Origin of the sequence: Burkholderia sp. KBS0801 (assembly GCF_005937855.2) — a bacterium.
Taxonomy (GTDB): domain Bacteria; phylum Pseudomonadota; class Gammaproteobacteria; order Burkholderiales; family Burkholderiaceae; genus Burkholderia; species Burkholderia ambifaria.
In genome coordinates this window covers 1,646,172-1,658,824 of sequence record NZ_CP042178.1, presented here as the reverse complement: position 1 = coordinate 1,658,824, position 12,653 = coordinate 1,646,172, and the positions used below count along the sequence as shown (strand labels likewise).

Annotated in this window: 9 protein-coding genes; 4 read left to right on the top strand and 5 right to left on the bottom strand. The window is 66.1% G+C overall.

Going from position 1 to position 12,653, the window contains the following annotated elements; all coding sequences use genetic code 11:
• Nucleotides 1-39 precede the first annotated feature (39 nt).
• From FFI87_RS24280 to FFI87_RS24270, 3 genes are read left to right on the top strand one after another with little or no spacing between them, the layout of a single operon-like run.
• Nucleotides 40-2,322 (top strand): polysaccharide biosynthesis tyrosine autokinase, encoded by a 2,283-nt coding sequence (locus tag FFI87_RS24280; protein WP_138848739.1) that lies wholly within the window; start codon nt 40-42, stop codon nt 2,320-2,322.
• On the top strand, nt 2,319-3,731 hold the full coding sequence (locus FFI87_RS24275; RefSeq protein WP_138848740.1) for an oligosaccharide repeat unit polymerase: 1,413 nt from the start codon (nt 2,319-2,321) through the stop codon (nt 3,729-3,731). Before FFI87_RS24280 ends, FFI87_RS24275 begins: the two co-directional genes overlap by 4 nt.
• A complete protein-coding gene (locus FFI87_RS24270) occupies nt 3,658-4,926 on the top strand; it encodes an acyltransferase family protein (RefSeq protein WP_261378577.1) in 1,269 nt (422 codons plus the stop codon). The genes FFI87_RS24275 and FFI87_RS24270 overlap by 74 nt, the downstream gene beginning before the upstream one ends.
• 30 nt (nt 4,927-4,956) lie before the next feature.
• Here FFI87_RS24270 and FFI87_RS24265 read toward each other — a convergent pair whose 3' ends face one another.
• From FFI87_RS24265 to FFI87_RS24255, 3 genes are all read right to left on the bottom strand, one after another.
• Entirely contained in the window at nt 4,957-6,033 is a 1,077-nt protein-coding gene (locus tag FFI87_RS24265; RefSeq protein WP_138848741.1) for a glycosyltransferase family 4 protein, read from the bottom strand.
• A 27-nt stretch (nt 6,034-6,060) separates the two neighbouring features.
• Entirely contained in the window at nt 6,061-7,209 is a 1,149-nt protein-coding gene (locus FFI87_RS24260) for a glycosyltransferase (protein ID WP_138848742.1), read from the bottom strand.
• A gap of 383 nt (nt 7,210-7,592) precedes the next feature.
• Nucleotides 7,593-8,642: a glycosyltransferase family 2 protein gene (locus tag FFI87_RS24255; RefSeq protein WP_138848743.1), complete on the bottom strand. Its 1,050-nt coding sequence runs from the start codon at nt 8,640-8,642 to the stop codon at nt 7,593-7,595.
• Nucleotides 8,643-8,969: 327 nt separating this feature from the next.
• Between FFI87_RS24255 and FFI87_RS24250 the strand changes: the two genes are divergently transcribed.
• Entirely contained in the window at nt 8,970-10,244 is a 1,275-nt protein-coding gene (locus FFI87_RS24250) for a right-handed parallel beta-helix repeat-containing protein (RefSeq protein WP_138848744.1), read from the top strand.
• Nucleotides 10,245-10,271: 27 nt separating this feature from the next.
• Here FFI87_RS24250 and FFI87_RS24245 read toward each other — a convergent pair whose 3' ends face one another.
• Both FFI87_RS24245 and FFI87_RS24240 read right to left on the bottom strand, forming a co-directional pair.
• On the bottom strand, nt 10,272-11,852 hold the full coding sequence (locus FFI87_RS24245; RefSeq protein WP_138848745.1) for a mannose-1-phosphate guanylyltransferase/mannose-6-phosphate isomerase: 1,581 nt from the start codon (nt 11,850-11,852) through the stop codon (nt 10,272-10,274).
• Nucleotides 11,849-12,433, bottom strand: coding sequence for a drug:proton antiporter (locus FFI87_RS24240; protein ID WP_138848746.1), 585 nt, complete (start codon nt 12,431-12,433; stop codon nt 11,849-11,851). Before FFI87_RS24240 ends, FFI87_RS24245 begins: the two co-directional genes overlap by 4 nt.
• Between the last annotated feature and the right edge of the window lie 220 nt (nt 12,434-12,653).

Sequence of the window (12,653 nt, the reverse complement as noted above, 5' to 3'; positions counted from 1 at the left end):
ACCGCGACCGCGCGTCGCGCCATACGGGACTAATGCTGTATGACTTCTTCGACCCTGCCTGACCCGCACAGCGGGCCCGCCCTGCGGCCGTCCTATCCGGTGCGCCGCTATTGGGGCATGCTGTACGGCGGCCGGCGCCTGATCCTTTGCACGGCGCTCGCGGGCGCGCTCGTCGGCGCCGTGTATGCGCTGTGCGCGGCGCCCGTCTACCGGACCGACATCCTGTTCCAGGTCGAGCAAAGCCCGACCGACTCGAAACAGACGTCCCCGCCCGGCGATCCGTCGGCGGTGTTCGACCTGAAGACCGACGCGTCGACCGAGATCGAGGTGCTGAAATCACGCGCCGTGCTCGACCGCGCGATCGACAGTACCAACCTGGCCGTCGACGCGCGGCCGCATTACCTGCCGCTGATCGGCTGGCGGTTCGTGAACGCGGCCGACGGGCTGTCCGCGCCGTTGCCGGGCGGCTACGTGTACGGCACCGAGCGCATCGACGTGCCGACCTTCGACGTGCCGAAGCGCCTGCTCGGCAAGCGCTTCGCGCTGACGCTCGGCGACGACGGCGTCTACACGCTGCAGCGTACGGGCTGGTTCGGCCGGAAGGGGCCGGCATGGCAGGGCCGTATCGGACAGCCGCTGCATGTCGACACACCGCAGGGGCCGCTCGACATCTTCGTGCGCGACGTGGCCGGCAAGCCCGGCGCACGCTTCGACCTGACGCGCTACAGCGACGAGGAAGCGACGGTCTGGCTGCAGAAGAACGCGCTGATCTCGGAGCGCGGCAAGCAATCGAACATGATCGGCGTGACGCTCGACGGCATCGATCCCGTGCACGACAGCCGCGTGCTGAACGCGATCGGCGACGCGTACCTGGCGCAGAACACGCAGCGCAAGTCCGAGGCGGCCGACAAGCTGATCCGCTTCATGGATACCCAGCTGCCGCAGCTGAAGGCGCAACTGGAAAAGGCGGAAAACCGCTTCAACGCATTCCGTGCGTCGCATGGCACCGTCAATACGAGTGACGAGGCGCTGGCATTGCGCCAGCAGTCGGTCGACATCGAGACGCGCGTGCAGACGCTGCAGCAGCGGCGCGAGGAGTTGCTGACGCGCTTCATGCCGAAGCATCCGGCCTTGGTGGCCGTCGATGCGCAGCTGGCCGACGCGCAGCGTTCGCTCGACACGACACGCAAGCAGATCCAGCAGTTGCCGACCGTCGAGCAGGGCGTGCTGCAGTTGCAGCGCGATGTGGCCGTCGATACCGCGCTGTACACGAACCTGCTCAACACGCGCCAGCAGATGATCCTCGCGCGGGCCAGCAAGACCGGCACCGTGCGGATCGTCGATACGGCGAAGGTCGCCGAGGAACCGATCGGCCCGCATCGCGGAGTTGCGGTGATCGCGCTGCTGATGCTGGGGCTGCTGGCGGGCGCGGCGATCGTGATCGTCCGGCAGCGTGTCGTCGGCACGATCGGCGACGCCGAGGAAATCGAATGGACGACGGGGCTGCCCGTGTTCGCGACCGTGCCGCACAGCGCGGTCGCGGCGCAACCGGAGTCGCGCCCGAAGTCCGGACGGCGCGGCATGCGCGCGCCGATGCCGCCGATCGACGCGCAGGATGCGCACGACACGGCGCTCGAAGGCCTGCGCAATTTCCGTGCGGCGCTGCAATTGTCGATGCCGGACGCACCGAATCCCGTCGTGCTGATTTCCGGGCCGACGACGGGCGTCGGCAAGTCGTTCGTGGCCGCCAATATCGCGTCGCTCGTCGGAGCGGCGAAACGGCGGGTCCTGCTGATCGATGCGGACCTGCGCAAGGGTTCGCAGCACGAGCGGTTCCGCCATAGCCGCGCGCCAGGCTTGTCGGACATCGTGGCCGGCACGCACGGGCTCGCCGAGACGATCAGGCGCGGCGTCGCGCCGGGCCTCGATTTCATCGCGATGGGCAGCATCGTGCCGGACCCGGGCGAACTGCTGCTGCAGCCCGCGCTCGGCGCACTGATCGAGCAGGTCGCGGCGCGCTACGACATGGTCGTGATCGACGGCCCGCCGTTGCTGCCGGTGGCCGACGCGCTGGTGCTCGGCCGCCTCGCGGGAACCGTGTTCCTCGTCGCGCGCAGCGGCGTGACGACGCTGACCGAACTCGAGGAAAGCGCGCGACGGCTCGAACACGCGCATATCGATGTATGCGGCGTAGTCCTGAACGATTACAAGGGCGCGCCGGGGCGCTACGACTACGGCTACAAGGATACGAACACGCATCAGGCCGCGTCCGGATATACGGCAGGGATCGCGTCGCGGCAACGGGTGGAACGGGCGTCATGAGCCGGCGAGCGGGCGGGGCCGGGTACGGGCCGCGACGGCGTGCTGCGGCGATGCGCACGGCGGCGCGCATGCGCGGTGCCGCGGGTGGTTACGTGGGTGGCTACACGGGCTATTGGTGGGAAGATCCGGCACGCCTCGTGCTGATGTTCATCCTGCCGTTGTACGGCATGCTGTCGCTCAGCCTGCTGGGCGACCCGAAGGCGATCGCGCGCGTGTATTTCGACGGCTACTACGCGTTCGTCGGCGCGCTGTTCCTGATGGTGGTGATGGCGGCCGCATGGCTCGCGACGACCGAAGCGCGCACGCGACGCGGGCCGCCGCCGGCCGAGGTCGAGCTGTCGCCTCGCGTGCTCGATTTCGTATTCGCGCTCGCGCTGTTCGGCTATGTGCTGTTGCTGAGCGGCATCCTCACGCACCCGGCACTGCTGATCGCGTTCGTGCGCGGCGAAGCGAATGCCTACGACATGCTGGAACTGAAGGGGCGCATCACGGGCCTCAGCACCTTCACGCAGGCGACCGCACCGTTCGTCGTGCTGTATTTCTATGTGTTCAGGACACCCGTCAAGGGACTGAATCGCTACAAGATCTACTTCGCCGTGCTTGCCGTGCTGACGCTGATGCGCAGCTTCATCTTCGCCGAACGGCTTGCGCTGATCGAGATGGTGATGCCGCTTGCGCTGATGGTCGTGCGGTTCCGGCTCGGAGGCAGGTATTCGCGGCTGTTGACGCTCGGCCCGTATGCGGCGATCCCGCTGCTGTTCGGCCTGTTCATCGCGAACGAGTACAACCGGTCGTGGGAAGCCTATTACGTCAACATCTACGACAACCTGTTCGATTTCGCGCTCGAACGTCTCGGCCTGTACTACTCGACGTCGTTGAACAACGGCGCCGGAATACTGAGTGTGCTGGGCTGGGACCAGGGCCACCCGATGTTCACGTTCGACTGGCTGCTGCGCTTCCCGGTCATCGGCGCGACGTTGCAGCCGTGGCTGGACTCGGGCGACAGCATCAACCTCTTCCTGAACGGCTACGCCGACCCGGAGTTCAACAACCCGTCGGGCATCTTCGTCCATTTCTACGAGTGGGGCTGGTTCGGCTTGCTCGATGCGCTCGCGCTCGGCTGGGCGGTCGGTCGCAGTTATGCGGGCTGGCGGAGCGGCAACGGGTTCTGGTGCTGCATCCATGCGGTGCTTTACGTGTCGGTCATGGAAGTCATGCGAACGCCGAACCTGTTCAGCGGACGCAATTTCGTGCCGGTCGTGCTGCTGATCGCCATCTTCCAATGGTTCGCCAAGGCGCCCGCGCATGCAGTGCCTGCCAGCGGAGGCGGAGCCGATGGGGACGGAAACCGGCGCGGCGTTGCGCGTGGCGATCGGGCCGCGGACGTTGATCCGGTGTTGTCGCGATAAGGCGATGGTCGACCCATTACTCATCATGGCGACTCACAAGCAGAAATTTGAAATTCTGGACGGATTGCGCGGCATTGCGGCGATCAGCGTGATGCTCATGCATTTCCTTCAGGATCTGCCGATTCCGATACTGCAGAGTGCGTATCTTTCGGTGGACGTGTTCTTCATGCTGAGTGGCTTCATCCTCACGTACTCCTACGGAGAACAATTGCGCCAGGCGTCGTGGCGCGGCGAGTATGTGAAGCGACGGGTAATCCGTCTTTATCCGATGATATGCATCGGGTTGACGATCGGGTTCGTGAGCCTCGTCGTCATGCGCGCCAATGCGTCAGCGGCGTTTTCGTTCGGCAACCTGGCCGCAGCCACTGGACAGAATTATTTTCTCGTTCCGTATCTGGGTCGTTTTTCGGTGTCAGGCTTTATCGGCGCCACGAATCACGGCTTGCAGGCGGTCGACGATCCCGGTGTGTTTCCTCTGAATCCGCCCGCCTGGTCGCTGTTCTTCGAGTTGTTCGCGAGCGTTGTGTTGATTGCGGCCGTCAGGATGAAAGAGCGGAACCTGCTGAGACTGGCCTATGCATGTCTCGGTGCGTTCGTCGCGTATGGATGGCTCGTGGGCCTCGACCACGACAAAGTGACTGTCATCCTGAATCAGGGCTGGGCGGCCGATAATTTCCTCGGCGGATTCTTCAGGGTCGGCTACGGGTTCCTGCTGGGCGTGGCAATCGCGAAGATATACGACGCCGGCCTCCCGGCGAGGCCGCACTGGTTCGTGGCCGGGCTCGTCAGGAGCGACTGGATGCTGTTTGTCGTGTTCCTGCTGGTCGTCCTGTTTCCGACGTCGATCAAGGGAATGTACGCGTTGGCCGTGCTGTTGTTCGTCGCCCCCGCGCTGGTTTATCGCGGCGCCATGCTCACTCCGAGCGGCAACGCGATGGCTCGGATCAGCGCGTTCCTCGGCTGGATTTCGTACCCGCTCTACTGCGTGCATTACCCGATCGGAAGGCTGGTGTTCGCGTATGCGCCGCAGGGCGACGGCCACGTCGTAAGGACGGCAATGCTTGCCGCGGGCCTGTCGATCGTGTCGGCCGCCTTCCTCGCGAAATTCGTCGAGGAGCCGATCAGGTCGTATCTCGGCAAGCGCCTGTTCGGAAATCAAGCGGCCGCGACCGGCAGCCCCGTCAACGTCGCGTAAACGCGCCGATTCGGTCGCCTGCCGCTGGCGCTACAGCGTCTCGAAGATCGCCTTCATCATCTCGGCACTGCGGCTCCAGCGATATTGCGCCGCGTGCGCGATTCCCTTGCGCTTGAGCTCGGCCCTCAGCTCGGGGGAATCGAGCAGGCTACGCAATTTCCGCGCGATGTCATCCTGCGAATACGGATCGCAGTACAGCGCCGCATCGGCACAGACTTCCGGTAGTGCGGCCGAGTTTCCGACCAGCGCCGGGCAGCCGTAACGCATCGCCTCGAGCGGCGGAATGCCGAAGCCTTCGTAGATCGACGGATAGAGAAAGCACGCCGCGTTCTGATACAGCGCCTTCAGTTGCTCGTCGCTGATGTAGCCGACGTACTTGATGTTCGGTTCCGACGCGCCAACCGGGTCGTGCTTGCTGAACACAGTGGTGTTCTGCATCCCGACGATCACGAGATCGACCGACGGATCGCCGATCTGCCGGAATGCTGCGATCAACCGGCCGAAGTTCTTGGTGGGATTCATGCTGCTGACCGCGAGCACGAATCGATCCGGCGTCAGCGCATGTTTGTCGAGCACGCTCGTGTCCGGTTCCAGCGCGTCGAGATGATCCGCACCGAGCGGCACGATCCTGATCTTCTCCGCTGAAACGCCGCAGTGATGGGCGAGACGATCCCGCGAGAACCGGGAATTGGTCAGTACGCACGCCGAGGTTCGCGCCAGGATCCAGAACATGATCCGATACCACATCCGAAACGGCCGCGAGAAATGCGCGGGCGTGTCGAACACCGCCGCATCGTGCATGTAGATGATCTGGTTGCCGAGGAAGATCGATGCCGAATTGCCGAGATTGACGATGCGGCCGCGGCGCGCGAACAGCGGGAGGATCAGCTGTTCCCACACCACGCCTTTGTAAAAGCCGACTTCGACTGTCTTGGCGCCACTCACCGCGACGCCGGGCCGTGGCGGCACCAGCACGGTCACCGGATCCTGCGGATGAAACTTGATCAGTGCGGCGATCAGCTCGCGCGCGACGCGTTGCACGCCGGTCGTCTTCTGCGTCGTGAATCGGCCGTTGTAGACGAGTTGCTTCGGTTTGCTGGCGATCATATCGATAAGGATGTGTCGAAATCGGGATCAGGCTTTGACGTGATCCGGCGCAACCGGCTCGAAGTCGCGCGTGCCGGCTCGCGGCTCGTCGGCGCCGAGTCCGTAGAGGGCATTCCACTGCCGGAAGATCGCGTTGATCGAAAACCGCTGGATCGCCCGTTGCCGGGCCGCGGCGCCCATTTGTTCGCGCAGCTGCCGGTTGTCGCGGAGCACGGCCACATATGCAGACATCTCGTCGGCGTTCGACGCGACGTAACCGGTCACGCCGTGGATCACCACGTCGCGATTGCCGACGACGTCCGTCACCACGGCCGGAATGCCGGCGACCTGCGCTTCGATCAGCGCGACCGGCATGCCTTCCCAGCGGGACGTTTGCACGTAGATGTCGAGTTCGGACGTGAGCGCCAGCGCCCGAGCGCGGGTCACCCAGCCGCTGCAGACGACGGCCGGGCGCTGGCCGGGATCCGCAATCTCGGCCGCGTTGCCGCCGATCCACAGAAACTCGACGTCGACGCCGTGCAGCGTGTCGGCGAGGCGCACGAATGCTTCATGGTTCTTCTGGAACGACGCGCGACCGCTCATCCCGATGACGACCTTGCGATCGTCACGCGTTCGACGCGGCGGGATCTCCGCCACATGGACGCCGTTTTCCACCAGGACCGCCGATTTCGGCCGGACCTTTCTTCTGATCTCGCCGAGCTCGCTGCCCGAGCAGGCGACGACGGTGCCGCCGATTCGCGCCGCGATGCGTTCGAAGCTCAGATATGCGAACTGCTTCATGCGCGACACGTCGCAGCGCAGGAACGAAAGCCCGTGCGGCGAGTAGAGGACCGTCGCATTCGGCGCGGCGATCCGGGCGGCGACCCGTCCCAGCACGCCGGCCTTCGACGAATGCAGATGAATCGCGGTCGGCTTGCAATCGCGCAGGCTGCGGATCAGCGCGCGCAAACTCCGCAGGTCCTGTGTGACGCTGACCTCGCGCACCATGTCGACATGGACGAGCTTCACGTCGGGCCGGAACAGCATTGCAAAATCGACCGGCGTTTCCGCCCGGATCGAGTGCAGCACCGTGACGTCGGCGCCGGTTGCCGCGGCATGGTTGGCGAGATGCGTCAGCATCGACAGCACGCCGCCACCGAACGCTTCGGCAATATGAACGATCTTTTCTGTGGTCATCTTTGGGTCCAGCGATTCGATCTTGCCGGTCATCGCCCGTCGCGATGACGGGCAGCCGGTGAATCGTGCGGTCGCGTCGCCTGGTTCATTGAACTATGCATTCCTAATTGATAAATGCTTGCGAGTCGTGGCCATTGGATCCCGCTGCGCGGCTCGCGTGTGCGATGCGGGTGAAGCGGTCGGTCGAATTGCGCCAAACACGATGCGGCGCGACGAATCGAAACCGCGTTCGGCTATGGCGACCGGGGGCGACGCAACGGCGAAGTCCGGTCAGTGCGCGTGAATCCACTGGCCCGAATCATTGTGCAGCGCATGCGCGAACGACTGGGTGCGATGGCTTACCGAAGAAGCGATTCGGCGGCGGACGTCATGGCGCGACGACGCTATCGTGTGCCGGCACGCTGCCCGGACGACTTGCGCACGCGCGCAAGCGGATTGGAGATATAGCGAATCGCACGGTCGCTGAGCGTCGACGACGGCAGCAGGCACGCGAGCGACAGCCCGGCGACGGCCACCTTCTTCGCGGGACGCCAGAACGGATTGCGCAGCACGGTATGCCAGTAGCGTCCGGATTCGCACAGGAACCAGCGCCAGCGCCGCACGAGCGGCGCGTGATACAGCGTGCTTGCGAAGCGGGCCTTCTCGATCGCGAAGTCGAGCGGCGCGATCGGCAATGCTTCGTGCAGCCGTGTGCCGGCGAGCATGCGCAGCGTCCACCACCGGCGTTCGGCCTTCAGCGCGCCCGTCGCGGCGTCTTCCGAATTGGTGAGTGCAAGAGCCGGCGTGTCGGCGGCCTGGCGTGAATCCGGATGCTGATGCACGCGATAGCCGCCGAGCGTTGCGTCGATCATGTGCACGGCGCCGAGCAGTGCGATGCCGTAGATCGCATAGAAATCCGCGCCGTGCAGGTTGTCGGGCGTGACAGGCACCGGAAAGATGCGCTTGAGCGCGTCGACCCGGTACGCGTTGCCGGACGCGGGCGGCGACGGATACAGCCAGCCCGCGCGCAACAGGCGGCCGCAATCGGTGTCCGCGGCCGACTGCGGCACGCTCGCGCCGGTCATTGCGCCGTCCCGCGCGATCACGTCGAGCCGGAAGTGGACCTTCACGAAGTCGCCGGACGCGAACGTGGCCAGCACGCGGGCCGCGGCGTCCGCATAGAGCAGGTCGTCCGCGTCGAGCAGGATCACGTAGCGCGTCGCGACATGCTCGAGCGCGCGGTTGTACGCGGCGACCTGACCGCGATTTTCCTGGAACACCGCCGTCACGCGCTCGCCATATGAGCGAATGATGTCGCGCGAATCGTCGGTGGAACCGTCGTCGACGACCAGCACGCGTACACCGTGCGCGGTCTGCGCGAGCGCCGAATCGATCGCGTCGCGCAGGTATGCACCGTGGTTGTAGTTGCAGATGGCGATGGTCAGATCGGTCATGAACGGGTTCTGGACGAGCGAAGAGCGGACGGCCGGATGCCCGGTGCCCTGCGGCGACGCCGGAGCGCGGCCGCGTCGTATGGTGGCCATGATACGGATTGCCGATCGGCGCTCGGTTCGCGAGCCTACCGTTCGGCGATGCGCCGCGCAGGCGGCACGCATCGGTCTGTTGACGCACCGACACCCGGCCGGATCGGATGATTCAATCGAACATATCGCGGCGTCCGCTGCGACGAGTGCGTCGTGGGCGGGCACCTCGGCCGGTACGTGGCGATTCGCGTGCGCAGGCCGACGCGCGCGATGTTATTCCAGAGGAAACGATTCGATATGCGTAGATCGCAATGCTCGTTCCGCGCCTGCGCGTTGATCGCCGGCATGTGCATGGCAGACGCACTGTCCTGGCCGGAGGGTGCAGCGGCAGCATCCGGCGCGCTTCATGCGAATGTGCCGGACGCATACGTGCGTCCCGCCGCGGACGCGGCCGATCAGGCCGACATGCTGCAACATGCGCTGGACGCGTTGCAGCCGGGCCAGCGACTGGTATTCGCACCGGGGCGGTACGTGGTCGGCCGTTCGCTGGTCGTGCGGCGGCCGAATGTGGTGGTGTCGGGCTACGGCGCGACGCTGATCGCGACCACCGCGGACGATCAGACGGTCGAGATGCGTGGCGACGGTACGACGCTCGTCGGTTTCCGTCTTGCGGGCACCGGCACGACGCGCCTGACGACACCGGAATCGACGAAGATCGAAGTCACGGGGCGCGGCGTGCAGGTGCTCGACAACGTGATCGACGGCGGCGCCGGCGCCGGCATCTTCGTATTCGGCGGCGCGGAGGTCGCGATCGTCGGCAATGAGGTACTGTCGACGCTGGCCGACGGCATTCACATGACGCACGGCTCGCACGACGTGCTCGTGCGCGGCAATCTCGTGCGCGGCACCGGCGACGACATGATCGCCGTGGTGAGTTACCAGGCGGAAGGCGTGCTGACGCGCAACGTGCTGATTACCGACAATTCGCTGGAAGGCAACCCGTGGGGCCGGGGTATCACGGTGGTGGGCGGCGCGAATGTCACGATCTCGAACAACATCGTGCGCAACGTGCAGGTGAGCGCGGGGATTCTGGTCGCGCAGGAGGACAGCAACCGCACGTACGGTGCGTCGGACGTGCGCATCGAGAACAACGCGATCGCGGACATCCAGACGGCGACGGGCCGCACCGATCCGCGCCCGATCACGCAGCAGGCGGCGATCGAGGTCAGCACGTGGTCGGGTTCGGTGTCGCGTGTGACCGTGATCGGCAACCGCGTGTCGAATGCGCGCTTCGACGGCATTCGCCTGTGGGGGAACGTGTCCGGCGTGCGGCTCACGGACAACCAGCTGTCGGGAATCGGCGGCATGGCGGTGCGGGTCGGCCCCGGCAAGGATTGCGCGAGCGAAGGGCCGTCGCGGCCGTCGGCGAATCCGGTGAAGGGGGCGACGTGTGCGACGGCGCAACGGACGACGGCGACGGATGCCGACGCGCTCGGCGCGGATCCGTCGTCGCTGCCGCGTGTGCGCGAGGCCGTCAGGCACGCGCGCTGGTCGCAGCGAAGCATCGATTGACCGCGCGCAGGCGCAAATCGAACGCGCTTATCGAACGGCGTCGCGTTCCGCCGCTTCCTCCTGCGGCTCGTCGGGTTCGCACGGTGAACGTGGCGCCGGCTGCGCGGAACCGACGACCGGTCGTCCATACCGATCGTCGAATCGCACGATATCGTCTTCGCCGAGATAGTCACCCGACTGCACCTCGATGATCTCGAGCGGGATCCGGCCGGGATTCTCGAGGCGGTGGACCTCGCCGACGGCAATGTAGGTCGATTCGTTTTCGCTGAGCAGGAACGTTTCGTCGCCGCGCGTGACCTTCGCGGTGCCGCGCACGACGATCCAGTGCTCGGCGCGGTGATAGTGCATTTGCAGCGACAGTTGCTTGCCGGGTTCGACGACGATCCGCTTAACCTGGAACCGCTCGCCGAGATCGATCGAATCGTAGTGTCCCCACGGCCGCTGCACCTTGCGGTGCTCGCTCGCCTGCGGGCGCTGCTCGGTCTTCAGGCGCGCGACGATGTTCTTCACGCGCTGCACGTCGTGCTTGTTCGCGACCAGCACCGCATCGGGCGTCTCGATCACGACGACGTCCTTCATCCCGACGCATGCGATCAGCCGGCCTTCCGAGCGCACGAAACTGTCCTGCGTGTCCTCGAACACGATCGGCCCGCGTGCGACGTTGCCCTGATCGTCCTTCGGCATGATTTCCCAGATCGCATCCCAGGTGCCGACGTCCGACCAGCCAGCCGAAAGCGGTACCACGATGCCTTCGATGCCGAGGTCGGGGCTCTCCGCGAGGCGTTCCATGACCGCGTAGTCGATCGAGTCGGCCGGGCAGGCGTCGAAGGCCGCCGCGTCGATCCGGAAGAACGGATCCTCGGCGATGCCCGCACGCCATGCCGCTTCGCAGGCCGCATGGATGTCGGGCGCGAGCGCGCGGATCGCCTTCAGCCAGATCGATGCGCGCGTGACGAAAATACCGCTGTTCCACCAGTAATCGCCGGAATGCAGGTAGCGCTCGGCGAGCGCGGCGTTCGGCTTTTCGACGAAGCGCCCGATCGTATAGCCGCCGTGTCCGCCGAGTCGGCCGGCGCGCGGTTCGCCGACCTGGATGTAGCCGTAGCCGGTTTCCGCGCGGCGCGGCAGCACGCCGAGCGTGACGATCGTGCCTTCCTGCGCGTAGCGCGCCGCGCGCCCGATCGCTTCATGGAACGCCCCGACGTCGCCGATCACGTGATCGGCCGGCATGACCGCGAGCACGGGGTCGTCGGCGAGCGCGCTGGCGTCGAGCGCCGCGAGCGTCAGCGCGGGCGCCGTGTTGCGTGCGGCGGGCTCGAGCAGGATGCGCGCGGGCGCGGCGCGCCCGAGCACTTGCGCGGCGCTCATGATGCGATGCTGTTCGCCGCATACCAGCAGCAGTGTGTCGCCGAGCGACGCGTTCGCGATGCCGTTCAGGCGGCGCGCGGTCGCCGACAGCGGCGATTCGTTCGAGGTCAGCTCGATCAGTTGCTTCGGATACTGCTCGCGCGACAGCGGCCAGAGCCGGGTGCCCGAACCGCCGGCGAGAATGACGGGCAGGATGCGCGGCAGCTCGGGTTCGGGAACCGGGCGAAGGGTGGCGGTCATCGATTGGCTCCGGTATCGGCGGGCAGCCGGTTGTGCGTGCGGCCGTCGACGCGCGCGTCGTCGTTTCGCGAGCGCGGCGCCGGGGCGGCCCGCGACAGCAGCTTGCGCAGCGCGCCGGCGGCGCGGTCGGCCGGCCGGACGAGACCGACGAACGGCGTGCCCTGCTCGAGATAGGGGCCGTAGGCCTTGCGGAATCCGAAGCGTTTGTAGAACGCCTGGCGCTGAGCGGGAACGTGCGTGCGTACCGCCACGTCGGGCCACGCGGCTTGTGCGGCCGTGAGCGCGCGCTGCATCAGCTGCTCGAGGGTGGCGTCGTCGCGACATGCCTCGCTTGTCAGCACCTTGTCGATCACGACGTCCGGATCGACTTCGTCGCCGGGCAGCACGCGCGCGTACGCGACGACTTCGATCATGTCGCCCGTGTGCATGCGCGCGAACACGTGCAGCGCGTGCGCATCCTTGCCGTCGATGTCGAGATGCGTGTGCGCGTCCTCTACCACCAGCACCGCGTTGCGCGAGCGCAGGATTGCATAGAGATCGACGGCGCCCAGATGTTCGAATTCACAACAATGCCATTCCATGATGCGGTCCTCGTGTGAAGCCTTCAGCACGCCGTACGCACGAACGCGTTCATGCGGTACGGCGCGACGATGCCCATGATGCGGATGCGGCGTGCGCCGGTCTGTTCGACAGCCTACTCACCCACCCGTTTCACGCGGGCCTGCACGGGCCGGCGCGCACTGCGCGGCGCATCCGCGTGCCGCGAGCGGAGCAATGTGCGGTAGCACACACTGGCCGAGT

Excerpts from the sequence above, each read along its gene's own strand:
- FFI87_RS24280 (WP_138848739.1), top strand. The coding sequence starts at position 40 with ATGACTTCTTCGACCCTGCCTGACCCGCACAGCGGGCCCGCCCTGCGG.
- FFI87_RS24275 (WP_138848740.1), top strand. The coding sequence starts at position 2,319 with ATGAGCCGGCGAGCGGGCGGGGCCGGGTACGGGCCGCGACGGCGTGCT.
- FFI87_RS24270 (WP_261378577.1), top strand. The coding sequence starts at position 3,658 with ATGGGGACGGAAACCGGCGCGGCGTTGCGCGTGGCGATCGGGCCGCGG.
- FFI87_RS24265 (WP_138848741.1), bottom strand. The coding sequence starts at position 6,033 with ATGATCGCCAGCAAACCGAAGCAACTCGTCTACAACGGCCGATTCACG.
- FFI87_RS24260 (WP_138848742.1), bottom strand. The coding sequence starts at position 7,209 with ATGACCACAGAAAAGATCGTTCATATTGCCGAAGCGTTCGGTGGCGGC.
- FFI87_RS24255 (WP_138848743.1), bottom strand. The coding sequence starts at position 8,642 with ATGACCGATCTGACCATCGCCATCTGCAACTACAACCACGGTGCATAC.
- FFI87_RS24250 (WP_138848744.1), top strand. The coding sequence starts at position 8,970 with ATGCGTAGATCGCAATGCTCGTTCCGCGCCTGCGCGTTGATCGCCGGC.
- FFI87_RS24245 (WP_138848745.1), bottom strand. The coding sequence starts at position 11,852 with ATGACCGCCACCCTTCGCCCGGTTCCCGAACCCGAGCTGCCGCGCATC.
- FFI87_RS24240 (WP_138848746.1), bottom strand. The coding sequence starts at position 12,433 with ATGGAATGGCATTGTTGTGAATTCGAACATCTGGGCGCCGTCGATCTC.